At 72.8% G+C, this 21,458-nt stretch carries 20 protein-coding genes; 8 read left to right on the forward strand and 12 right to left on the reverse strand.

What is annotated here, in order from left to right:
* Entirely contained in the window at nt 1–504 is a 504-nt protein-coding gene (locus tag MUY14_RS18470) for a helix-turn-helix domain-containing protein (RefSeq protein ID WP_247024246.1), read from the forward strand.
* 2 nt (nt 505–506) lie between these two features.
* Nucleotides 507–1,043 carry a pyridoxamine 5'-phosphate oxidase family protein gene (locus MUY14_RS18475; protein WP_247024247.1) on the forward strand — a complete coding sequence of 179 codons (537 nt, stop codon included), beginning with the start codon at nt 507–509 and terminating at the stop codon, nt 1,041–1,043.
* Here MUY14_RS18475 and MUY14_RS18480 read toward each other — a convergent pair.
* Both MUY14_RS18480 and MUY14_RS18485 read right to left on the reverse strand, forming a co-directional pair.
* Nucleotides 1,026–2,495, reverse strand: a complete 1,470-nt coding sequence (locus tag MUY14_RS18480; protein WP_247024248.1) for an FAD-dependent oxidoreductase — start codon at nt 2,493–2,495, stop codon at nt 1,026–1,028. The two genes, MUY14_RS18475 and MUY14_RS18480, sit on opposite strands and share 18 nt — an antisense overlap.
* A 1-nt stretch (nt 2,496) precedes the next feature.
* Nucleotides 2,497–3,399 carry a diiron oxygenase gene (locus tag MUY14_RS18485; protein WP_247024249.1) on the reverse strand — a complete coding sequence of 301 codons (903 nt, stop codon included), beginning with the start codon at nt 3,397–3,399 and terminating at the stop codon, nt 2,497–2,499.
* Between the two features lie 106 nt (nt 3,400–3,505).
* On the opposite strand from MUY14_RS18485, the gene MUY14_RS18490 reads away from it, so the two are divergent.
* Nucleotides 3,506–5,035: an adenylate/guanylate cyclase domain-containing protein gene (locus tag MUY14_RS18490; protein ID WP_247024250.1), complete on the forward strand. Its 1,530-nt coding sequence runs from the start codon at nt 3,506–3,508 to the stop codon at nt 5,033–5,035.
* Here the strand turns inward: MUY14_RS18490 and MUY14_RS18495 are convergent.
* Complete coding sequence (locus tag MUY14_RS18495) at nt 5,032–6,045, reverse strand: zinc-binding dehydrogenase (protein WP_247024251.1); 1,014 nt, start codon at nt 6,043–6,045, stop codon at nt 5,032–5,034. The two genes, MUY14_RS18490 and MUY14_RS18495, sit on opposite strands and share 4 nt — an antisense overlap.
* 298 nt (nt 6,046–6,343) lie before the next feature.
* Here MUY14_RS18495 and MUY14_RS18500 point away from each other — a divergent pair, with 298 nt between their 5' ends.
* Nucleotides 6,344–8,206 (forward strand): DNA/RNA non-specific endonuclease, encoded by a 1,863-nt coding sequence (locus MUY14_RS18500; RefSeq protein ID WP_247024252.1) that lies wholly within the window; start codon nt 6,344–6,346, stop codon nt 8,204–8,206.
* Here the strand turns inward: MUY14_RS18500 and MUY14_RS18505 are convergent.
* Together MUY14_RS18505 and MUY14_RS18510 are read right to left on the reverse strand one after the other, a co-directional pair.
* Nucleotides 8,201–9,019 carry a DUF427 domain-containing protein gene (locus tag MUY14_RS18505; RefSeq protein WP_247024253.1) on the reverse strand — a complete coding sequence of 273 codons (819 nt, stop codon included), beginning with the start codon at nt 9,017–9,019 and terminating at the stop codon, nt 8,201–8,203. The two genes, MUY14_RS18500 and MUY14_RS18505, sit on opposite strands and share 6 nt — an antisense overlap.
* A gap of 32 nt (nt 9,020–9,051) precedes the next feature.
* Nucleotides 9,052–9,696 (reverse strand): GntR family transcriptional regulator, encoded by a 645-nt coding sequence (locus tag MUY14_RS18510; RefSeq protein WP_247024254.1) that lies wholly within the window; start codon nt 9,694–9,696, stop codon nt 9,052–9,054.
* 22 nt (nt 9,697–9,718) lie between these two features.
* Here MUY14_RS18510 and MUY14_RS18515 point away from each other — a divergent pair, with 22 nt between their 5' ends.
* Nucleotides 9,719–10,135: a VOC family protein gene (locus MUY14_RS18515; protein ID WP_247024255.1), complete on the forward strand. Its 417-nt coding sequence runs from the start codon at nt 9,719–9,721 to the stop codon at nt 10,133–10,135.
* Here MUY14_RS18515 and MUY14_RS18520 read toward each other — a convergent pair.
* Both MUY14_RS18520 and MUY14_RS18525 read right to left on the reverse strand, forming a co-directional pair.
* The gene (locus MUY14_RS18520) at nt 10,115–11,113 is read right to left on the reverse strand and encodes a TerC/Alx family metal homeostasis membrane protein (RefSeq protein WP_247024256.1); all 999 of its coding nucleotides are present in this window, start codon (nt 11,111–11,113) and stop codon (nt 10,115–10,117) included. The genes MUY14_RS18515 and MUY14_RS18520 overlap by 21 nt on opposite strands.
* 79 nt (nt 11,114–11,192) lie before the next feature.
* On the reverse strand, nt 11,193–11,879 hold the full coding sequence (locus tag MUY14_RS18525) for a TetR/AcrR family transcriptional regulator (protein ID WP_247024257.1): 687 nt from the start codon (nt 11,877–11,879) through the stop codon (nt 11,193–11,195).
* Between the two features lie 84 nt (nt 11,880–11,963).
* Here MUY14_RS18525 and MUY14_RS18530 point away from each other — a divergent pair, with 84 nt between their 5' ends.
* From MUY14_RS18530 to MUY14_RS18540, 3 genes are all read left to right on the forward strand, one after another.
* Complete coding sequence (locus MUY14_RS18530) at nt 11,964–12,710, forward strand: sigma-70 family RNA polymerase sigma factor (protein ID WP_247024258.1); 747 nt, start codon at nt 11,964–11,966, stop codon at nt 12,708–12,710.
* A gap of 181 nt (nt 12,711–12,891) precedes the next feature.
* Entirely contained in the window at nt 12,892–14,064 is a 1,173-nt protein-coding gene (locus MUY14_RS18535) for a GAF domain-containing protein (protein ID WP_247024259.1), read from the forward strand.
* Between the two features lie 90 nt (nt 14,065–14,154).
* Nucleotides 14,155–15,969 (forward strand): NAD(P)/FAD-dependent oxidoreductase, encoded by a 1,815-nt coding sequence (locus tag MUY14_RS18540; protein ID WP_247024260.1) that lies wholly within the window; start codon nt 14,155–14,157, stop codon nt 15,967–15,969.
* On the opposite strand, the gene MUY14_RS18545 is transcribed toward MUY14_RS18540, so the two are convergent.
* Genes MUY14_RS18545 through MUY14_RS18565 form a run of 5 tightly spaced genes read right to left on the reverse strand, consistent with a single transcriptional unit; the run spans nt 15,966 to nt 21,406 of the window.
* The gene (locus MUY14_RS18545) at nt 15,966–17,000 is read right to left on the reverse strand and encodes an acyl-CoA dehydrogenase family protein (protein WP_247024261.1); all 1,035 of its coding nucleotides are present in this window, start codon (nt 16,998–17,000) and stop codon (nt 15,966–15,968) included. The genes MUY14_RS18540 and MUY14_RS18545 overlap by 4 nt on opposite strands.
* Nucleotides 16,997–17,908 carry an acyl-CoA dehydrogenase family protein gene (locus MUY14_RS18550; protein ID WP_247024262.1) on the reverse strand — a complete coding sequence of 304 codons (912 nt, stop codon included), beginning with the start codon at nt 17,906–17,908 and terminating at the stop codon, nt 16,997–16,999. Before MUY14_RS18550 ends, MUY14_RS18545 begins: the two co-directional genes overlap by 4 nt.
* Complete coding sequence (locus tag MUY14_RS18555) at nt 17,905–19,035, reverse strand: acyl-CoA dehydrogenase family protein (RefSeq protein WP_247024263.1); 1,131 nt, start codon at nt 19,033–19,035, stop codon at nt 17,905–17,907. The genes MUY14_RS18550 and MUY14_RS18555 overlap by 4 nt, the downstream gene beginning before the upstream one ends.
* The gene (locus MUY14_RS18560) at nt 19,035–19,880 is read right to left on the reverse strand and encodes an enoyl-CoA hydratase (RefSeq protein WP_247024264.1); all 846 of its coding nucleotides are present in this window, start codon (nt 19,878–19,880) and stop codon (nt 19,035–19,037) included. Before MUY14_RS18560 ends, MUY14_RS18555 begins: the two co-directional genes overlap by 1 nt.
* A complete protein-coding gene (locus MUY14_RS18565; RefSeq protein ID WP_247024265.1) occupies nt 19,877–21,406 on the reverse strand; it encodes a FadD3 family acyl-CoA ligase in 1,530 nt (509 codons plus the stop codon). The genes MUY14_RS18560 and MUY14_RS18565 overlap by 4 nt, the downstream gene beginning before the upstream one ends.
* Between the last annotated feature and the right edge of the window lie 52 nt (nt 21,407–21,458).

Raw genomic sequence — 21,458 nt, forward strand, 5'->3', positions numbered from 1 at the left:
GTGCGCGACACGCGGTCCGGGTGCCCGATCTCCCTGTCGCTGGAGATCTTCGGCGACCGGTGGACGCTGCTCGTGCTGCGTGACGTCGTCTTCGGCGGCGCCCGGCACTTCCGCGAGCTGCTCGGCGGCGCCGAGCGGATCTCGTCGAACGTGCTGGCGGACCGGCTCGGCGTGCTCGTCGAACACGGGCTGCTCACCCGGGCCGGCGACCCTTCGCACAAGCAGAAGGTCACCTACAGCCTGACCGAGCGGGCCATCGAGCTCGTCCCGGTGCTCGTGCAGCTCAGCGCGTGGGGCGTCCGGCACCTGCCGGTCGCCGACGAGTACGCCGCGCGCGCCGCGGTGCTCACGGACGGCGGTCCGCCACTGTGGGAAGCCTTCATGGAAGAGCTGCGCGAGACCCACCTCGGAACCCGTCGCGGAGAACCGCCGGACGGCCCGCCCGTCGCGGCGCGCCTGGCAGCGGCCTACACGGCGGCGCTGCCGGGCCGACGATCGGAGTGACGATGGAAACCCGGCTCGACGAACGGTTCAGCGACCCCGGCACCCGGGCCACGGACTGGGCCGAAACCACGCGAACGCTGGAAGCGGCGCAGATCAGCTGGCTCACCACGGTGCGGTCCGACGGCCGCCCGCACGTCACGCCGCTGGTCGCGGTGTGGCTGGACGGCACACTGCACTTCGCGACCGGCGAGACCGAGCAGAAGTACCTCAACCTGACCGCGAACCCGAACGTCGTGCTGACCACCGGCCGCGACTCCTGGGACGACGCGCTGGACGTCGTGGTCGAAGGCGTCGCCCGCCGCGTCTCGGGCCGCGCCGAGCTGACCCGGCTCGCCGAGGCCTGGCTGGCCAAGTGGGACGGCAGCTGGGTCTACGAGGCCACCGACGACGGCTTCCGGCAGGGCGGCCACGACGCCGCGGTGTTCGCGGTCGAGCCGGCGAAGGTCCTGGCCTTCGGCCGCAAGCGCACCACGACGGACGCCTCGATGCTGTCCACTGTGGAATTCACCCACACCAGCCATTCACCCGCGGGCGGCTGACCGGCCGAACACCCGGGCCAGTCCGCGCCGGGGTGCGCGGGTGCGCAGGCGGCCGGCGACGGCGTCCGCCAGCAGGGCGCCGACCGTCTCCCGGGCGCACGCCTTGTTCGCGCCGATCCCGCCCGACGGGCCGCGCTTGATCCAGCCCGCGACGTACGTCCCGGGCGTGACCCGGCCCGAAACGTTCGGCACGGTCCCGGTTTCGGCGTCGAACGGCAGCCCGGCCACCGGCGCGCCGCGGAAGCCCGCGGCCCGGACCACCCGGCCCGTCGGGATCTCGGCGCCACCGGAGGTGAGCACGCTGCGCACCTCGGTGTCACCGGTGAACGCGACCGGCGAAGAGTGGAACCGCAGCACGATCCGCCGTCCGTCCGGCGGTGGCGACGACCAGTCCACGGCCTCGCGCGGCAAACCCCGGAGCAACGCGGCTTTCCCGTCCCCGCTGTCGATCGCCGCGGCGATGCGCGGGTCGTGGCCGTCCACGACGAGGTCGCCCCGGGCCGCCAGCGCCAGCAGTTCCGACCGCGTGTACGCGGCGTCCTCCGGGCCCCGGCGGGCCAGCACCACGACCTCGCGGACCTTGCTCGACCGCAGCTGAGCCAGGGCCGCCGGGGCGAGGGACGTACCGGCCAGCGAAGACGGGTCCGCCGTCAGGATCCGGGCGACGTCGAGGGCCACGTTGCCGGTGCCCACCACGACCACCCGCTCGGCCGAGAGGTCGACGGCGTCCGGCGCGATGTCCGGGTGGCCGTTGTACCAGCCGACCACCGCGGCGGCCGGGAGGCTGCCGGGCAGGTCTTCGCCCGGGATGCCGAGGGGCCGGGCCTCCGTCGCGCCGACCGCGTAGATCACCGCGTCGTGCCGCCCGGCCAGCTCCGGACCGGCCTCGACGCCGAGCCGCAGGCGCAGCCGCGGGTGGTCGTGGAAGCGGGCGAACGTCTCGCCGATCTTCTTCGTCGACGGGTGGTCGGGCGCGACGCCGTAGCGGATCAGCCCGCCCGCCGCCGGCAGCCGGTCGATGAGCGTGACCCGGGAATCGGTGTGCAGCAACAGGTCCTCGACCGCGTACAGGCCCGCCGGCCCGGTGCCGACGACCGCGACGTCGAGCGGCGCGAAGTCGCTCGGGAGGATCCGGGCGAACGACGGCGGCGACCACCGGTGGAAGTTCGGCGCGACCGCGGCCTCGGCCAGCACGTCCCGCTCCGCGTAGTACTCCGCGTTGATGTCGGTGTAGGCCGCGAGCGGCCCGGTCAGGGCGCCGGCCGGGAAGATCGCGTCGACCGGGCACGCGTCGGCGCAGGCACCGCAGTCGATGCACGTGTCCGGGTCGACGTAGAGCATGTCGGTCGTGCCGAAGTCCGGCTCGTCCGGCGTCGGGTGGATGCAGTTGACCGGGCAGACCGACACGCAGGACGCGTCGGCGCAGCAGGTCTGCGTGATCGCGAACGCCATGTCAGATCAGGTTCGCGCGCTGGTAGAACCACAGCGACGGCTTGGTGAGCAGCCCGGCCGAGTGCAGGAACTCCATCAGCCCGGAGCAGCTCGAGCGCAGCATCGACTTGTGGTGCTCGTTCGCCTTCGCCTCGCGCCGCGCCCGCTTGCCGTCCAGCCCGGCGTTCTCGTACACCTTGGCGTTCACCATGCTGGTGACGATGAAGTACGACGCCACCGCGACGACGAAGCCGTTGATCTGGCGGCGCAGCCACCCGGCGCCCTCGAGCCGCTCGCGGGTCTCCTCGCGGGCGAACTTCATGTGCCGCGACTCCTCGACCACGTGGATGTTGTTGATGGTCCGCACGAACGGGACCACGCGCTCGTCGCGCATCCAGTCGCGCTGCATGACGTCGAGGACCTCTTCGGCGACGAGGATCGCCGCGTACGCCGCTTCCCCGGTCGCCGTGGCCTTGAAGACCCGGCCCAGTTCGACGACGAACCGGCGCGGCCGGTACGCGGGCGCGCGCAGCTTCGCGGCACCGCGGGCGAACATGATCGAGTGGCGGCACTCGTCGGCGATCTCGGTCAGCGCCCACTGGAACGCCGGGTCCGTCGGGTCCTTGCCGTAGAAGTCGCGCAGCACCATCTGCTGGAGGATCATCTCGAACCAGATCCCGGTGCTCGCCACCGACGCCGCCTCCTGGCGGGTCAGCTCGCGCTGCTGCCCGGGCGTCATTTCCGCCCAGTAGGAGGTCCCGTAGAGCGTGCTCCACTCCGGGCTCGCACCGTGGTAGTCGGTGTCCAGCGGCGTCTCCCAGTCGACCTCCTTGACGGGGTCGTAGGACAGCTGCTCCGACGAGTCGAGCAGCCGCCGCGCCACGGTCTCCCGGTCCGACACGCCCGCTTCGCCGATGCTCGTCATGGCCGACCTCCTCGACAGGTGTTACCCAAGTTCACTGTTACCAACCGTAACACATACTTTCCCGCCCACCAGCGGGCATCTGAGTGAACGGTTGTACACTCAGCGGGTGAAACCCCTGCCGTACGGCTCCGGGCTGCTCGGCCCGCTGGACCAGAACGTCACGGCGTTGCGGCGGCGGGTCCAGCGGCTGCTCACGGCCGCCCTGATCGCCACCAACGTCATCGGCGCACTGGTCGTGGTCGGGCTCGCGGCCCTGCTCATGCCGGCGCCGGGGATGTCCGCCGACCTCGTCCGCGTCACCGCGATCGCGGTACCCGTGTACGTCGTTTCGGCGGTCGTCGTCGGCACGCTGTGGGGCACCGGCGGCGCGTTGCGGACGCTGCACTGGGCGGCCGAGGGGCGCCGGCCCACCGACGCCGAACGCACCGCGAGCCTGCGCGTCCCGCTGCGGCTCACCGTGCTGCAGGCCGTGCTGTGGGGCGTCGCGACACTGGTGTTCGGCGGTCTCGCCGTCCTCGTCCAGCCGTCGGTGGCGCTGACCGAGCTCCTCGTCGTCGCCTTCGCCGCCGTCGTCGTCTGCGCGATCGCCTACCTGTTCGGCGAGTTCGCGCTGCGGCCGTACGCGGCACTGGCGCTGGCGGGCACGACGCCGCCGCGCCCGGTCACCGGCGGCGTCAACCTGCGGATGCTGCTGTTCTGGTGCCTGGGCACCGGGGTGCCGGTGGCCGGGCTGGTGGTGACCGCGGTGCTGGCCTGGGTCCGCGGCGACGTCTCGACGACGAAGCTGGCCGTGTCGGTGATCGTGCTCGGGCTGGTCGTGCTGTGCTTCGGCCTGCTGGTCACGGTGTTCACCGCCCGCGCGGTGGTCAACCCGATCACGTCGGTCCAGGACGCGCTGGGCCGCGTCCGGGCGGGCGATTTCGCCGTGGAGATCCCGGTCTACGACGGCAGCGAGCTCGGCCTGCTGCAGGCGGGGTTCAACGGGATGGCGGCCGGGCTGGCCGAGCGCGAGCGCATGCGCGACCTGTTCGGCAGGCACGTCGGCCACGAGGTCGCGGTCGAGGCCATGCGCACGGCCACCGAGCTGGGCGGCACGGTGCGGACGGTGTCGGTGCTGTTCGTCGACCTCGTCGGCTCGACGGCGCTGGCCGCGAGCCGCCCGCCCGAGGAGGTCGTCGCTCTGCTGAACCGGTTCTTCGCCGTGGTGGTCGACGAGGTCGACCGGCACCACGGGCTGGTCAACAAGTTCGTCGGCGACGCAGCACTGGCGATCTTCGGGGCGCCGGCCCCGCTCGCCGACCACGCGACGTGCGCACTGGCCGCCGCCCGCGCGATCGCCCGGCGCCTGGCCGAGGAGGTCCCGGACGGCCCGGCCGGCCTCGGCGTGGCCACCGGCGACGCGGTCGCGGGCAACGTCGGCGACCCGCGCCGCTTCGAGTACACGGTGATCGGCGACCCGGTCAACGAAGCCGCCCGGCTGACGGAGCTGGCCAAGAACGCCCCCGCCCGCCTGCTGGCCTCCTGGACGGCGGTCGAGTCCGCCGCGGGGACCGAGGCGGCCCAGTGGGTGGCGAAGGAAGAAGTGGTGCTGCGCGGACGATCCCGGCCCACCACGCTCGCCTCGCCGAGGACTTAGCGCCGCGGGTCGATGTGGACCTTCGGCCCCGCACCCCCGGGCCGCTCCCCCGCCAGCACCGCGCCGACGCCGTCGAGGCCGACGGTCGCCCCCACCAGCGGGCGCGGGTCGACCGCTCCGCTCGCGTACGCGTCGATCGCCTCCGCCAGGCCCGGCGACGCCGACAGGACCCCGACGGCCGTGACGTCCTTGAAGACCAGCGCACGCGTGTCCACCCGGCTGGGGTCGCCCGACAGTCCGATGTAGACGACCCGCCCAGCCGGCTCCACGAGGTCCACCGCGAGCGCGGGCGCCGCGGCCGCGCCGGTGGCGTCGACGACCGCGTCGAACGGCAGTTCCGGCAGCGTCTCGCGGGTCCAGACGCCGGTGAAGCCCAGGCCGCGGGCGAAGTCCAGCTCGGCCACGCCCATCAGGTGCACCTCGGCACCCGCGGCCCGCAGGAACATCGCCGTCAGCAGCCCGATCGTGCCCGGCCCGAGCACGAGCACCCGGTCGCCGGGGCCGGCCTGGGCGGCCCGTGCCGCGCGCAGGGCGTTGCCGCCGGGTTCGACCAGGGCGCCGAGCACGGCGTCGACCGGGTCCGGCAGCGCGTGCAGCGACCACGCCGGCACGGCGAGCCGCTCGGCCAGCGCGCCCGGCCGGCCACCGCGGATGCCGACCTCCTCGCGCTGCTCGCAGGTGTGCTGGTGCCCCTTCCGGCACCGGCGGCACGTCCGGTCGCCGAGCATCGTGTCGCCCATGACCCGGCGGCCGAGCCAGGCGGGGTCGACGCCGTCGCCGATAGCCGAGACCGTGCCCGCCCATTCGTGCCCCAGCCGCATCGGGTAGGCGGCGTGGCCGTCGTGCAGGTAGGGCATCTCGCCGGTGAAGAACTCGACGTCGGTGCCGCACACGCCGGCGCGCTCGACGTCGACGACGACCTCACCCGGTGCCGCGGCCGGCGCGGGAACCTCCTGCACGGCGTACTCCCGGGGGCCGGTGAGCACGAACGCCCGCATGATCGAAGACATGGCAGGATGCTCGCACGCTCGCCGGCCGGTGGCTGTCTCGCCCGTCCACGCACGTTCGCCCTGACCCCGGTCCGGGACGTCATGAACGACCCGTTCACCGCGTCCGGCGCGGTGAACGACCCGTTCATGACGTTGCGAACCGCCGGACCGGCCGCGCGCCGGGCGGTTATTTTTCTCCCTTTCTCCGAATGAAGCGAAAATGAACCATCACATTCCGGCCGAAACAGCGGAATCCGTGTAACGGACCCCGGACGAATGCGACTAACGCGGTGATTTCCGCTTCGTCCGGGGAGGCACCGTGGACGTCAAGACCGAACGGCCGTCCGCTCAGCAAGCGGCCGCCGCCGCGCGAGCCGGACGGCGGATCGTCGAACGGCGGGCCAAGATCGCCCTGCTGCGCACGCCCGGCGGGATCGCCAGGGCCGACGAGCCGCGCCGCGTGGCCACCCGGATCGACCGGCTCGCCCGCTACCACCCCGACGTGCGCCCGGTCAGCCCGGCGGCGATCGTGGCCGGCGAGCCCGCGGCGATGGCGGCCGCGGGCGCGATCCTCGAACGGATCATCCTCACCGACGACCTCCTCGGCGTCGGTTACCTCGAAGGCGGTGTCCGGGCGGCGTCGGCCGTGGGCCGGGTGAACATCCGCGACGACCGCGGCCGGCTCACCGGCTACGGCACCGGGTCGCTGGTGTCGCCGGAACTGCTGCTCACCAACCACCACGTGCTGCCCGACGCGGCGACCGCCGGGTTCAGCGTGATCGAGTTCGACTACCAGGACGGCGTCGACGGCCTGCCCCGGCCGGTGCGCGCGTTCCGGCTCGACCCCGGCCGCTTCTTCGTCGCGGACGAGGATCTCGACTTCGCGCTCGTCGCCGTGCAAGCGTCCGCGGACGACCTCGCCGCCTTCGGGTACAACCGGCTGATCGGCACCGAGGGCAAGGCGATCGTCGGCGACTTCGTCACCATCGTCCAGCACCCCCAGGGCGACAAGAAGAAGGTCGCGCTGCGGGAGAACCGCGTCGTCGACGTGCTGGAGCAGTTCCTGCACTACGAGACCGACACCGAACCCGGGTCGTCGGGTTCGCCGGTGTTCAACGACCAGTGGGAGGTCGTGGCGCTGCACCACGCGAGCGTCCCCACCGGCGACCACGCCGAGCTCGGCCGCTTCATCAACGAAGGCATCCGGGTCAGCAAGCTGCTGGCTTTCCTGCGCACGCACCGGTTCCCGGCCGAGCAGCAGGCCCTCGCCGACCGGCTGGCCGGCCGCGCCCTGCCCGTGGCGGCCGCCCGGCCGGAGACCGGCCGGATCGACCCGGACTACTCGAACCGCGAGGGCTACGACCCGGCCTTCCTGCCCGGGCACGCCGTGCCGCTGCCCGCCCTGCCCGAGGCCCTCGTGCCGCTGGCCGCGCTCAACCGGCAGGCCACCGCCGAACCGCGGTACGTGCTGCCGTACCACCACTTCAGCGTCGTGCTGCACAAGGAGCGGCGGCTCGCGCTGTTCACCGCGGTCAACATCGACGGGCGCACCAGCCGGTCACTGCACCGCGAAGCCGATCACTGGTCGCTGGACCCGCGCGTCGAGGAGGCCGAGCAGGCCGGTGAGAAGATCTACCGGGCCAACCCGCTCGACCGCGGCCACCTGGTCCGCCGCCTCGACCCGGCGTGGGGTGCGACCGAGGCGATCGCCCAGCTGGGCAACGACGACACGTTCCACTTCACGAACTGTTCGCCGCAGCACAAGGACTTCAACCAGAACAAGACCACGTGGGCCGGGCTCGAGGACTACGTGCTGAACAACGCGGACAACCACGACCTCAAGGTCACCGTGCTGACCGGCCCGGTGCTGGCCGAGGACGACGACCGCTACCGCGGGGTGCGGTTGCCGCGCCAGTTCTGGAAGGTCGTCGCGATGGTGAAGACCGACGGCACGCTCTCGGCGACGGCCTATCTGCTGAGCCAGGAGGAACTGATCAAGGGACTGGAGCTGGCGGGCGAGTTCAGCTACGGCGCCTACCGCACCTACCAGGTCCCGGTCCGGCGCGTCGCCGAGCTGACGGGGCTGTCGTTCGGCGAGCTGCCGGACGCGGACCCGTTGGCGCAGCAGGAATCCACGAGCGAGGTGCGGGAGATCGGCGGTCCGGCGGACCTGGTGCTATGACCAGGGCGTGACCGGCCGCGGCTGCCGCTCCCCGTCCAGGAAGACGTCGACGCGTTCGGTCAGGAAGGCGATGTACCCGGCGACGTCCCGCGCGTCGGACAGCGGTTCGTCGTACGTCCAGGCGAGATCGGGGTGCGCGCCGACCGACCAGTAGCTCGCGTGTCCTTTGTAGGCGCACGTGGTGCGGGTGCCCGACGGGGTCAGCAGCTCCATCCGGACGTCTTCGCGCGGCAGGTAGTAGCGGGTGGTGATGCCGGTTTCGAACAGCATCCGGGGCGCGGCCGAGTCGGCCACGACGACGCCGTCGACCTCGATCCGGACCCGGCTGTCGCCGCGCCGGACGTCGATGCGCGAGAACGGGTCCCGCGGGTGGCCGACGATCGGTTCGGCTTCCTCGAGCCACTCGTCGAAGGCGGCGAAGTCGAGGACGACGTGCTCGCCCAGGTCGGGGTCGGCGGGCCGGAAACCCGCGCCCGGCAGCGTCACGCCGTCGGCGGCCAGGGTCAGCGGCTCGCCCGCGCAGGTGTGCACGGCGAACGCGGTCCGCGGGTCGAGGACCGGCGGGCCGCCCTCGGCCGGCCGGACCGGGTGCTCCGGCGCCGCCGCGGTGTCCGCGGGGGCCGGGGTCGCGCGCAGGTCCGCGAGCGGGAACGCGTACGAGGGCACGACCCGCTTCGGTTCCCAGACCAGCACGGCCCGGCGCGAGTCGGCGAACGTCCGTCCACTCGCGACCGCCCGCACCCGCTTCGCCACCGGTTCGTAGCGCAGTTCGGCCAGGTCGCCGGTGAACCGCGCACCCATGCGTGCCGCCATCGGTCCACGATCCGCGCCGGACGACGCCGGCGTCAACTCCCGCGCAGGATCTCGTACGCGTGACGGCGGTGCACGGCGAAGAGCTCGAGCGCCGCGTCGAGGTCACGCGCCCGCAGCGCCTCGGCGAGCTCGCGGTGCTCGGCCGGGATGCCGTCGAGGTAGCCCTCGGCTTCGACGCCGATCCGGGTCAGCAGGAACAGGTGCACCTGTGAGCGGATCGCTTCCCACGCTTCGCGCAGGCGCCGGTGGCCGGCGGCGGCGTAGACCGCGTCGTGGAACGCGAGGTCGCAGCGGACCATTTCGTGCACGTCGGCGGCCCGTTCCATCCGGCCGACGACGGCGTCGACCTCGGCCAGGCCGGGCGCGCGCTCGACCACCAGGGCGACGGCGAGCTGTTCGAGCGCCGCCCGCAGGCTGTCCAGCTCGGCGACGTCCGCGTCGGACAGCGCGGTGACCGTGGTGCCCCGGTGCCACTCGCTGCGGACGAGCCCCTCACGCTCCAGCTTGAGCAGCGCTTCCCGCACCGGCCCGCGGCTGACGCCCAGCGCTTCCGCGAGCTCCACCTCCCGCAGCGCGCTGCCCGGCGCGTAGACGCCGCCGAAGATCGCGTCGCGGACGCGGTCGGCCACCTCGTCGGCCAGCCCGCGCCGGCGCGCGGGGGCCACTTGAGCACTCATGTCGTAATGTTAACATCCAGACATGACTCTCCCCCGCTTCCACCTCGCGATGCCCGTCGACGACCTCGCCGCCGCCCGCCGCTTCTACGGCGAAGTCCTCGGCCTCGAACCGGGCCGCAGCGCCGACACCTGGGTCGACTGGAACCTGCACGGGCACCAGTTCGTGACGCACCTGGCGCCGTCCCGGCCGGAGCGGGTGCACAACCCGGTCGACGGCCACGACGTGCCGGTGCCGCACTTCGGCCTGCTCCTGACCGTCGAGGAGTTCCACGCCCTGGCCGAGCGGCTGCGCGCGGCCGGGACGGCGTTCGTGATCGAGCCCTACCTCAGGTTCGCAGGGCAGCCCGGTGAGCAGTGGACGATGTTCCTGCTCGACCCGGCCGGGAACGCCCTGGAGTTCAAGGCGTTCGCCGACGACTCACAGGTCTTCGCGGTCTGAGGCGGACCCGCGCAGCGAGCCCGGGTGCGCCTTCGCCCCGGGGTCGCGGCGGGTCTTGAGCAGGCTGGCGACGGTCACCGCGGCCAGCACGCCGATGATCACCGCGAGGCTGACCGGGGTGGCGATCTCCGGGACGCGCTCGTCGAGGTCGACGTGCGCCCAGTGCAGGATCAGCTTCACCCCGATGAACGCGAGGATCACCGCGAGCCCGGCCGAGAGGTAGACGAGCCGGTCGAGCAGGCCCTTCACGAGGAAGTACAGCGCGCGCAGGCCCAGCAGCGCGAAGGCGTTCGCGGCGAAGACGATGAACGGCTCGTCGGTCACGCCGAACACCGCCGGGATCGAGTCCAGCGCGAACAGCAGGTCGACGCCGCCGATCGCGACCAGGACGACCACCAGCGGGGTGACGAGCCGCCGCCCGCCGGCCGTGGTGGTCAGCCGGCCGCCGTCGTAGGTCTCCGACACCGGGAGCAGCCGCCGCGCGGTGCGCACGACGAGGTTGTGCTCGATGTCGGGTTCGGCGTCGCGGTGCCGGAACAGCTGGACGCCGGTGAAGATCAGCAGCAGGCCGAACAGCAGGAACATGAAGGAGAACAACGCGAGCAGGGCCGCGCCGAGCGCGATGAAGAGCCCGCGCATCACCAGGGCGAGGATGATCCCGAACGTGAGCACCTTGTGCTGGTGCTCCTCCGGGACCGCGAACGTCGTCATGATGATCACGAACACGAAGAGGTTGTCGACCGACAGGCTCTTCTCGACGATGTAGCCGGCGAAGTACTCGGCGCCGGACTCGCCGCCGTGGGCCAGCGCCAGCCAGACGCCGAACGCCACCGCGACGAGGATGTAGCCCACCGACCAGGCGACGGCCTCGCCGAACCCGACCCGGTGCGGCCGGACCGCGGCGAGCACGAGGTCGACGGCCAGCAAGGCCAGGACGACGCCGATGGTGACGAGCCACGTGCCGGCCCCGATGCCCATCCGTTCCCCCGCTCCCGCGTGCTTGCGGCGATCGTAAGGGCGGGCCAGCCACCGCGCACCCGGACTCCACTGTGGACGGTCAGGGCGCGGTCAGGTCGGCCGCGGCGAGCGGCACGTCCGGGTCGAGGGTGACGCCGCCCGCGCGCAGGGTGTCGTCGACGATCCCCCAGACCCAGCGCGCCAGCAGGGCGGCCAGCTCGGCGCGGGTGACGCCGCGGGGGTTCTCGAGCCAGCGGGAGGTGCTCGTTTCCACCAGGCCGACGAGCCCGAAGGAGACGGCCTCGCAGACGCGGGTGTCCATCCCGAAGAGCCCGAGGTAGTGCTCGAAGACGACGGTGAGCTGCCGGGCGATGGCGGTCTTGCCGTCGGCGAAGACGTCGGGGGCGCCGTCCATGCCGTGCCGGGTCAGGTAGCGGTAGAGCGAGCCGTGCTCGGCCAGCCAGCGGGTGTGCGCGCCGATCGCCGTCCGGATCAGGTCCATCGGCGTGCCGGCGGGGCTCCACAGCGGCGCGAACTCGGTGGTGATCAGCTCCGCGACCCGGCCCGCGATGGCGTGCTGGAGGTCGGCGGCGCCGTCGAAGTGCCGGTACAGCCGCGTGCGGGCGACGCCGGCTTCGTCGGCGATCTGCTCGGTGGACACCTCGGGCCCGTACCGCGCGATGGCGCGCAGGCCCGCCTCGACGAACTCGCCGCGACGGCGTTCCCGCTGCCCGGCCCACCGCGCGGCCCGCCCATCCGGCGGCCGCGGTCTGTCCGTCGATGTCATCGGCACGGAGTGTACCGGCGCGACGCTATCGCGTACACTGCCGTACCTCTTACTTTGGGTGCAGCGTGGTCACGGAGAGTACCGATGAGGACAGCAAACGAGGACCCGCCGGACGCGGAACTGCTCGCCGCCCTCCGCGCCGGCGACCTCGCCGCGGGTGGCCTCCTGTTCCGCCGCCACGAGGGCCCGTTGCGCCGCATCGCCGGCAGCTGGGCGAACCAGCCCGCCGAGCGCGACGACCTGGTGGCCGAGGCCTTCACCCGGGTCCTGGCCGTGGTCCGCGCCGGCGGCGGCCCGGAAGGCGACCTGCGCCCGTACCTGGTCGTGACGATGCGGAACCTGGTGTCGCGCTGGGGAAAGCAGGGCAGCCGGGTCGAGCTGTGCGAGACGGTCCCCGAGGCTCGCGCGACCTGCGGAGCCGATGAGCGGGCGCTGCACCGGTCGAACGAGAAGCTGGTGTGGACGGCGTACTGCACGCTGCCGGGCCGGTGGCGGACGGTGCTGTGGCGCACCGAAGCCGAGGGCGACACCCCGACGGAGGTCGCTCCCCTGCTCGGACTTTCACCCAACAGTGTGGCTGCGCTGGCGATGCGGGCGCGGGAAGGGCTGCGGCAGGCGTACCTGCAGGTCCAGGTTCCGGAAGCGGAGGAGCCGATCTGCCGCGAGCCCCGGCGGCGGATGGGAGCTTGGGTCCGCGGGGCGTTGTCGCCCCGGCGAGCGACGGCGATCGCGGAGCACATCGCCCGCTGCGCCCTCTGCCGCACGGTGGCCAGCGGCCTGGACGAGGCCAACCGCGAACTCCCGGCGACGGCGGCCCGCTTCACCGGCTGACCCCGGACCGGTCTCGAACCAGCTGCCGCGGAGGTCGGGCGCCGGACGCGGGGCGAGCCCCCGGGGTCGCGGGGTGGCCGGGGTTGCGGGGTGGCCGGGTTGCGGGGTTGCGGGGTTGCGGGAAGGTTGCCCCACCCCCCACCAGGCGGGTTACCGTGAGGCCACGGCCCAGGAGGTGGCGGTGGACGAAAGCGTCTGCGCGGTCCGGCCCGGCACCGACGTCGCCGGGCACGCCCGGCTGCTCGCGGGCATCCACGACGCCGTCCTGGCCGGCAAAGCCCCCCGGACCGCGCCACGCCTGCTCGTCGAACGGTCTTGGCGCCGCGTGGCCGCGCAAGGCGTCGATCCCGACCGGCCGCCCGCGCCCGATCCCCTCGGCGCCGCCGAAGTCGAACGGCGCCGGACCGGCTGCCGGCTGAACGAAGTGCTGCCCGAGCTGCGGGGCGCGCTGACGTCGGTCGCCGAAGACGCGCACCACCTCATGGTCGTCACCGATGCCGACGGCGTCGTCCTGTGGCGGGAAGGGGCGCGCCGGGTGCGGCACCGCGCCGACTCGCTCGGGTTCACCGAAGGGGCCACCTGGTCCGAGCCCGCCATCGGGAGCAACGCGATCGGGACCGCGCTGGCCGAGGCCGCGCCCGTGCAGATGTTCGCCGCCGAGCACTTCGTGCGGTCGCACCACGCCTGGGCCTGCACCGCCTACCCCCTGCACGACCCGCGGACCGGGGAGCTGCTCGGCATCGTCGACGTCAGCGGGCCGGCCGAGACCGTGCACCCGATGACGGTCGCGCTGGTCGGGACGTCCGTGCGGCTCGCCGAAGCCCTCCTGTGGCAGCGGCACGAAGCCCGGCTCCACGGGCTCCGGCAGCTGTCCGGGCACGTCCTCACCGGCGGTCCCGGGCTGGTCGTCGACGACCACGGCTGGGTCGCCGCGCACCGCGGGGTGCCGGGGCTCGACCGGGTCGCCGCGCCGAGCCCGGGAGTCCCGGTCGCGGTGCGCGGGCTCGGGACGTGCGAACCCGAGCCGGTGCCCGGGGGCTGGCTGCTGCGGCCGAGCCGGCGCGGACCGCTGCGGCTCACGCTCGAACTCGGGCCGCCGCGGGCGATCGTCGAAGGCTCGGCGCGGTGGACGCACCCGCTCGGGCGGCGCCAGGCCGAGCTGCTGCGGCTGATCGCGACCGCGGGTCCGGCCGGGGTGTCGGCCGCGCAGCTGTCGGAAACCGTTTACGGCGACCGCACGCACGTGGTGACCGTGCGCGCCGAGCTGTCGCGGCTGCGCAAGCTCGTCGGCGGCCTGCTGCTCGCCCGCCCGTACCGGCTCGCGCCCGGCGTCGAAGTCGTCGTGCAACCTTAGGGCAACCCTTACGCGGACCCCGGCCGCCGGGGTTGGCTGCCCTCAACGCGCCGCCGACGACGACGGTGCCCGAGACGGGGAGGTCCGCTCATGACCCAGACCCTCGAACCCGCCGCGGCGCTCGGTGCCCGGCAGCGCGTCGACGGCTGGCTCGCCGACTTCGAGGCCGCGCTCGCGGCCCGGGACGCCGACCGGGCCGCCGCCCTCTTCGCCACGACGTCGTTCTGGCGCGACCTGGTCGCCTTCACGTGGAACCTCAAGACCGTCGAAAACCGTGACGGCGTAAAAGATCTGCTGCTCGCCACGATGGAAACCACCGACGCGAGCGGCTTCCACGCCACCGAAGAACCGACCGAAAGCGACGGCGTCGTCGAAGCGTGGATCGGCTTCGAGACCGCGGCCGGCCGCGGACGCGGGCACCTGCGGCTCACCGACGAAGGCGCGTTCACGCTGCTCACCACGCTGCACGAGCTGAAGGGCCACGAGGAGCCGCTCGGCACCGCCCGGCCCAAGGGCGCCGAGCACGGCGTCAACCGCGACCGCGTCACCTGGTCCGAAGCACGGGAGGCGGAAGCGACGGAGCTGGGCACGACGCGGCAGCCGTACGTGCTCGTCATCGGCGGCGGCCAGGGCGGGATCGCGCTGGGCGCCCGGCTGCGCCAGCTCGGCGTGCCGCACGTGGTCGTCGACCGGTACGCCCGCCCCGGCGACCAGTGGCGCGGCCGCTACAAGTCGCTGTGCCTGCACGACCCGGTCTGGTACGACCACCTCCCCTACCTCGACTTCCCGCGCAACTGGCCGGTCTTCGCGCCGAAGGACAAGATCGCCGACTGGCTCGAGATGTACACGAAGGTCATGGAGGTCAACTACTGGTCGTCGACGACCTGCCGGAGCGCCTCCTACGACGAGGAAGCGAAGGAATGGACGGTCGTCCTCGACCGCGACGGCGAAGAGGTCGTCCTCAAGCCGAAGCAGCTGGTGCTCGCGACCGGGATGTCGGGCAAGCCGAACATTCCCGTGCTGCCGGGCCAGGATCGCTTCCGGGGCGAGCAGCACCACAGCTCGAAGCACCCCGGCCCGGACGCCTACCGCGGCAAGAAGGCCGTGATCATCGGGTCCAACAACTCGGCGTTCGACATCTGCGGCGCGCTGTGGGAAGCCGGCGCCGACGTCACCATGGTGCAGCGCAGTTCCACGCACATCGTGAAGTCGGATTCCCTGATGGACCTCGGCCTGGGCGACCTCTACTCCGAGCGCGCGCTGGCCGCCGGGATGACGACGCAGAAGGCGGACCTGACGTTCGCCTCGCTCCCCTACCGGATCATGCACACCTTCCAGCAGCCGGTGTACGCCGCGATCAAGGACCGCGACCAGGAGTTCTACGACCGCCTCGAGAGCGCGGGCTTCCGCCACGACTGGGGCGACGACGGCTCCGGCCTGTTCATGAAGTACCTGCGCCGCGGCTCGGGCTACTACATCGACGTGGGCGCCGCGGACCTGGTGGCCGACGGCGAGGTCAAGCTCGCGCACGGCCAGGTCACCGAGCTGACGGAGAACTCGGTGAAGCTCGACGACGGCACGGAGCTGGAAGCGGACCTGGTCGTCTACGCCACCGGGTACGGCTCGATGAACGGCTGGGCCGCGGACCTGATCAGCCAGGAGGTCGCCGACAAGGTCGGCAAGGTGTGGGGCCTGGGCTCGGACACCACCAAGGATCCGGGCCCGTGGGAAGGCGAGCAGCGGAACATGTGGAAACCCACGCGGCAGGAGGGGCTGTGGTTCCACGGCGGGAACCTGCACCAGTCCCGCCACTACTCGCTCTACCTCGCGCTGCAGCTCAAGGCCCGCGCCGAAGGCCTGCCGACGCCGGTGTACGGGCTGCAGGAGGTCCACCACCTGGCCTAGCAGCCGAGCGAGCGCACGGGATCGCCGAACAGGAGGGCGGTCCCGTGCGCTCGCTTGAAGTACAGGTGGGCGTCGTGTTCCCAGGTGATCGCGATGCCGCCGTGCAGCTGGATCATTTCCGCGGCCGCGTGCGAAAACGCTTCGCCGCACACGACTTTCGCGGTCGACACCGCTTCGGTGTCACCGTCCACAATGGCCGCGTACAACGCCGAGCGCGCGGCCTCGACGTGGACGTGGACGTCGGCCATCCGGTGCTTCAACGCCTGGAACGAGCCGATCGGGCGGCCGAACTGACGGCGTTGCTTCGTGTACTCCACCGTCAGTTCCAGCGCGCGGGCCGCCGCGCCGACCTGCTCCGCGGCCACCGCGATCACCGCGGTGTCGAGCACCTGCCGCAACGGCCGGTCGAACCCGCCGGTGTCGAGGCGCCGGGCCGGGGTCGAGGCGAAGTCCACGACGGCCAGCCTGCGGGTCGGGTCGAGGGTGGTCACGCGCTCGCAGTGAACGCCGTCCAGCGGCACTTCGAAGAGCCCGGTGCCGTCCGAAGTGCGGGCCACGGCCAGGAGGACGTCCGCGAGGTCGCCGTCCAGAACGTAGTGGGCGCGGCCGTCGAGTCCGGCGGGCGACGCGGTCAGCTCCGGTGTCCAGTTCTCGCCGGACCAGGCCAGCGCGGCGAGGGTGGTGCCCGCGGCGATGCCGGGCAGCAACCGTTCGCAGGCTTCGTCGTTGCCGGCGCGGAGCAGGGCTTCGCCACAGAGCAGTGCCGAACCCAGCAGCGGCGACGGCGTCAGCGTGCGGCCGAGTTCCTGCAGCACCACGCACGTTTCGGCGAGTCCCGCGCCCGCGCCGCCGTAGTGCTCCGGGATGGCGAGGGCGGCGACGCCGATCTGCTCGCACAGCGTCGACCACAGCTTGTCGTCGTAGCCGAGTGGCGAGTCCATCGCGGCCCGCACCGCCGATCGGCGGGTCAGCAGCGCCCGGACGGCCTCCCGCAGGGCGCGCGCCTCCTCGGTGTCCATCGGGTCGGTCATCGCAGCACCCGGTCGCGGTGGAACGACCCGGTCCCCCACGCCCCGGCCAGCGCGCGGACCTTCGTGAGCCGCAGGCCGAGGTCGTGTTCGGCGGTGTAGCCGATGGCACCGTGCACCTGCAGCGCGGTCCGCGCGGCCAGGTAGGCGGCGTCGGCGGCCATGACCTTGGCCGCCGAGACGTCCCTGGCGAACGTCCCCCCGGCGACGGCCGCGCCGTGGAGCAGCGGCCGCGCCAGTTCGAGCCGGGTGACGACGTCGGCGAGCAGGTGCTTGATCGCCTGGTACTCCCCGATGGCGCGGCCGTACTGGCGGCGCTGCTTGACGTAGGCGACGGAGGTGTCCAGGAGCCATTGGCCCGCACCGAGGAGCTGCGCCGCCACGGCCAGGACGCCGAGGTCGAACGCGGGCGCATCGGCCACCGGCGTGCCGGAGACGCGGAACAGCCGCCGCACCGGGTCGATCGAGCGGACCGGCTCCGCGGCGGTGAGTTCCGCGCCGGTCAGGTCCAGCACCACGCCGGCGACGTCGGCGTCCAGGGCGAGGGGGACTTCCGGCGGGGCGACGACGGTGGCCAGGAGGTCGCCCTCGGCGAGGGCGGTCAGCTTGGCGCCGGTCAGCAGTGCCGGGGCGACCGCGGCCGACTCGACGAGCGGGCCGGGGACCGCGTGGTGACCCAGTACTTCGAAGGCGACGACCAGGTCGACCGGGCCGGCGCCGAGACCGCCGTCGTCCTCGCCCACGAGCAGCGCGAACACCCCGACGTCGGCGAGCGCGCGCCAGAGCTTGAGGCCGCGGCCGTGCTCCCCGGCCGCCCACGCCCGGGCGGTGGTCGCGGTGTCCGCCCCGCCGAGCAGCTCGTGCAGCGTCGCGGAGAACTGCCGGTGTTCCGGCGAAAGCTGGAACCTCATCGGCGGGCCTCCCTCGGGAGCTTCAGCAGCCGCTCGGCGATCGTGTTCCGCTGGATCTGGTCCGTGCCGCCGTAGATCGGCCCGGCGAGGGAGAACAGGTAGCCGTTCACCCAGTCCTGGTCCGTTTCCCCGGCCGGGCCGAGGACGTCGAGCGCGGTCTCGTGCAGTTCGACGTCGAGGTGGGACCAGAAGAGCTTGTTCACGCTGGACTCCGGGCCCAGCTCCCCGCCCTCGGCGAGCCTGCTCACCGTCCCGAACGTGTAGAGCTGGTAGGCCCGCGCCCCGATCCACGCGTCGGCCACGCGGTCCTTTGTGGACTCTGCAGCTCCCGTAGAGCGCCAGAGATCCACCAAGCGATCGGCGGCGGCGAGGAACCGGCCGGGGCTGCGCAACGACAGGCCGCGCTCGTTGTTGGCCGTCGTCATCGCGACCCGCCACCCCTGCCCGGCTTCGCCGATCACGTCGGCGTCGGGCACGAACACGTCGTCGAAGAAGATCTCCGCGAACCCGGGTTCCCCGTCCAGCTGCGGGATCGGCCGCACGGTGACGCCGTCGGCACGCAGGTCGGCCATGAAGTACGTCAGCCCGTGGTGGCGCTGCGCGGCCGGGTCGGTGCGGAACAGGCCGAACGCCCGATCGGCGAAGGCGGCCCGCGAACTCCACGTCTTCTGCCCCGACAGCAGCCAGCCGCCGTCGGTGCGCACGGCCGTGCCGCGCAGCGCGGCGATGTCGCTGCCCGCCTCGGGTTCCGACCACGCCTGTGCCCAGATCTGCTCGCCGCGGGCCATCGGCGGGAGGATCCGGTCGCGCTGCTCCTGCGTGCCGTGGGCGAACAACGTCGGGCCGAGCATGAAGATGCCGTTCTGGCTCACCCGGCCCGGCGCGCGGGCGGCGTAGTACTCCTCCTCGAACAGCAGCCACTGCAGCATCGAAGCGTCCCGGCCGTGGTACTCGGCCGGCCACGACACGACCGACCACCGCGCCTCGGCCAGCTGAGCTTCCCACTCCCGGTGCGCCGCGAAGCCTTCCGCGGTGTCCATCGACGGCAGCGCCCGCACGTGCGAAGCCAGCCATTCCCGGGCCTCGTCGCGGAAAGCCGCCGAAGCCCCGTCGATGTCGAGGTCCATCAGCCCCCCTTGTTCGCGTCGCGCATCGACCGGGCCGACTGGCCGCCGAGCGCGTCTTCCGACGTCTCCGCGTTGTGGGCGTGCGCGAAGTGGTGCAGCCCGAACACCGAGTCCATTCCGGACCGCAGCCCCATCAGGTCCTCGGCCTGGTTGACCGCCTTCTTCGCCAGCGCCAGCCCGAACGACGGCATCCCGCTGATCTTTTCCGCCAGCGCCAAGGTGTGCTCTTCCAGCTCCGCGCGCGGCACGATCCGGGTGACCATGCCCCATTCCTTGGCCTGCTGCACGGTGAACCGTTCACCGGTGAACAGCACTTCCTTCGCCGCGCGGGGCCCGAGCACCCACGGGTGCGCGAAGTACTCGACACCCGGGATCCCCATGCGCACCACGGGATCGGCGAAGAACGCGTCGTCGGCCGCCACGATCAGGTCGCACACCCACGCCAGCATCAGCCCACCGGCGATGCACGCGCCCTGCACGCTGGCGATCATCGGCTTCGGGATTTCCCGCCACCGGCGGCACATCCCGAGGTACACCTCGGACTCGCGGGCGAACCGCTGGTCGCCGCCCACCTTGTCGGTGTGGTCCCACCACATCACGGCGCGCCGGTCGAACGGCTGGTCCGCGTCCCGGCCCGGGCTGCCGATGTCGTGCCCGGCGGAGAAGTGCTTGCCCTCCCCCGCCAGCACGATCACCTTGACCTCGGGGTCGTTCACCGCGGCCGTGAAGGCGTCGTCCAGCGCGTACGTCATCGCGGAGTTCTGGGCGTTGCGGTAGTCCGGCCGGTTCATCGTGACGACCGCGACCGGCCCGCGCCGCTCGGCACGGACCACCGGTTCACTCATGCGTTCTCCTCGGTCAGCAGCCGCTTCAGCACCTTGCCGGAAGCGTTGCGGGGCAGTGCGTCCACGAACTCGACGGACCGCGGGGTCTTGTAGTTGGCGAGCCGGTCGCGGCAGAACGCGACGACCGCCTCGGCCGTCAGCCCGGTGCCGACGACGAAGGCCTTGCCGACCTCGCCGAGCCGCCCGTCCGGGACGCCGACGACGGCGACGTCGCGGACGCCGTCCAGTTCGGTCAGCGCGTGCTCGACCTCGGCCGGGTAGACGTTGAAGCCGCCGCAGATGTACATGTCCTTGAGCCGGCCGGTGATCGTCAGGTTGCCGGCCTCGTCGAGCTCGCCGATGTCGCCGGTGTGCAGCCAGCCTGCTTCGTCGACGGCTTTCGCGGTGGCTCCGGGGTCGTCGAGGTAGCCGAGCATCACGTTCGGGCCGCGGACGACGATCTCGCCGGGCGAGCCCTGGATCGCGACTTCGAACCCGGCGGTCGCGCGCCCGGACGTCCGGGACACCAGCTCGGCGTCGTCGCCGGGGCGGCACATCGTCACCACGACGGCTTCGGTGAGGCCGTAGGCGGTGAGCACGATCTCGAACCCCAGCTCGGCCCGCATCCGCCGGACCAGGGACGCGGGGACGGTGGCCGCCCCGGTCACCGCGAGCCGCAGCGACGGCAGGTCGCCCCGGCGTTCCTGGAGCAGGGACTGGAAGATCGTCGGCGCGCCGGGCAGCACGGAGATGCGCTCCCGCTCGATGAGGGCCAGTGCCGCGCGGACGTCGAACACGGCCTGCGGGACGATCGTCGCGCCGGTCAGCAACCCGACCAGGATCCCGGCCTTGTAGCCGAAGCTGTGGAAGAACGGGTTGATCACCAGGTAGCGGTCGTCGGCGGTGACCCGGCCGCACTCCGCCCACGCGGCCGCGACGCCGACCGCCTGGCGGTGGGCCGAGAGCACGCCCTTGGACCGGCCGCTGGTGCCCGAGGTGAACAGGATGTCGCTGACGTCGTCCGGCCGCACGGCGTCGGCCCGCGCTTCGGCCTCGGCGAGGGACACACGCTCGGCGAGCCCGAGGAACTCGTCCCAGCCGAGGGTGCCCTCGACCGGCCGGTGCGGCTCTTCCAGGGCCACCCGGACGACGGTGCCGAGGTCGGGCAGCTGCGCGCCGGTCGCCCGGACGGCGGCGTAGCGGTCGGTGCCGAGGAAGTCCGCGGCCACGACCAGCGCCTTCGCCCGGCCGCGGACGAGCAGGTCGACGGTCTCGGCGGCGGTGAACCGGGTGTTGACCGGCACCAGCGTCGCGCCCGCGTAGAGCGCGCCCAGCGCCGTGAGGACCCAGTGGCAGGTGTTCGGCAACGTGATCGCGACGCGGTCGCCGGGCTCGACGCCGCGGGCGAGGAAGGCGCGCGCGACCGTTCGAACACGTTCCAGAAGCTGGTCGAAGCCGAGCCTCAGCTCACCGTCGACCAACGCCTCCGCGGAACCGAACTCGGCGGCAGCGTCCCGGACGACGGCCGGGATCGTGGTTCTTCCCACCACACCCTCCTCTGGACCGGCAAACTAGAACGTGTTCTCATTACCCTAGGTG

This window comes from Amycolatopsis sp. FBCC-B4732 (assembly GCF_023008405.1).
GTDB classification, from domain to species: domain Bacteria; phylum Actinomycetota; class Actinomycetes; order Mycobacteriales; family Pseudonocardiaceae; genus Amycolatopsis; species Amycolatopsis pretoriensis_A.

Excerpts from the sequence above, each read along its gene's own strand:
- MUY14_RS18475 (WP_247024247.1), top strand. The coding sequence starts at position 507 with ATGGAAACCCGGCTCGACGAACGGTTCAGCGACCCCGGCACCCGGGCC.
- MUY14_RS18485 (WP_247024249.1), bottom strand. The coding sequence starts at position 3,399 with ATGACGAGCATCGGCGAAGCGGGCGTGTCGGACCGGGAGACCGTGGCG.
- MUY14_RS18550 (WP_247024262.1), bottom strand. The coding sequence starts at position 17,908 with ATGAGGTTCCAGCTTTCGCCGGAACACCGGCAGTTCTCCGCGACGCTG.
- MUY14_RS18555 (WP_247024263.1), bottom strand. The coding sequence starts at position 19,035 with ATGGACCTCGACATCGACGGGGCTTCGGCGGCTTTCCGCGACGAGGCC.
- MUY14_RS18495 (WP_247024251.1), bottom strand. The coding sequence starts at position 6,045 with ATGTCTTCGATCATGCGGGCGTTCGTGCTCACCGGCCCCCGGGAGTAC.
- MUY14_RS18510 (WP_247024254.1), bottom strand. The coding sequence starts at position 9,696 with ATGAGTGCTCAAGTGGCCCCCGCGCGCCGGCGCGGGCTGGCCGACGAG.
- MUY14_RS18480 (WP_247024248.1), bottom strand. The coding sequence starts at position 2,495 with ATGGCGTTCGCGATCACGCAGACCTGCTGCGCCGACGCGTCCTGCGTG.
- MUY14_RS18545 (WP_247024261.1), bottom strand. The coding sequence starts at position 17,000 with ATGACCGACCCGATGGACACCGAGGAGGCGCGCGCCCTGCGGGAGGCC.
- MUY14_RS18520 (WP_247024256.1), bottom strand. The coding sequence starts at position 11,113 with ATGGGCATCGGGGCCGGCACGTGGCTCGTCACCATCGGCGTCGTCCTG.
- MUY14_RS18525 (WP_247024257.1), bottom strand. The coding sequence starts at position 11,879 with ATGACATCGACGGACAGACCGCGGCCGCCGGATGGGCGGGCCGCGCGG.
- MUY14_RS18515 (WP_247024255.1), top strand. The coding sequence starts at position 9,719 with ATGACTCTCCCCCGCTTCCACCTCGCGATGCCCGTCGACGACCTCGCC.
- MUY14_RS18530 (WP_247024258.1), top strand. The coding sequence starts at position 11,964 with ATGAGGACAGCAAACGAGGACCCGCCGGACGCGGAACTGCTCGCCGCC.
- MUY14_RS18505 (WP_247024253.1), bottom strand. The coding sequence starts at position 9,019 with ATGGCGGCACGCATGGGTGCGCGGTTCACCGGCGACCTGGCCGAACTG.
- MUY14_RS18560 (WP_247024264.1), bottom strand. The coding sequence starts at position 19,880 with ATGAGTGAACCGGTGGTCCGTGCCGAGCGGCGCGGGCCGGTCGCGGTC.
- MUY14_RS18540 (WP_247024260.1), top strand. The coding sequence starts at position 14,155 with ATGACCCAGACCCTCGAACCCGCCGCGGCGCTCGGTGCCCGGCAGCGC.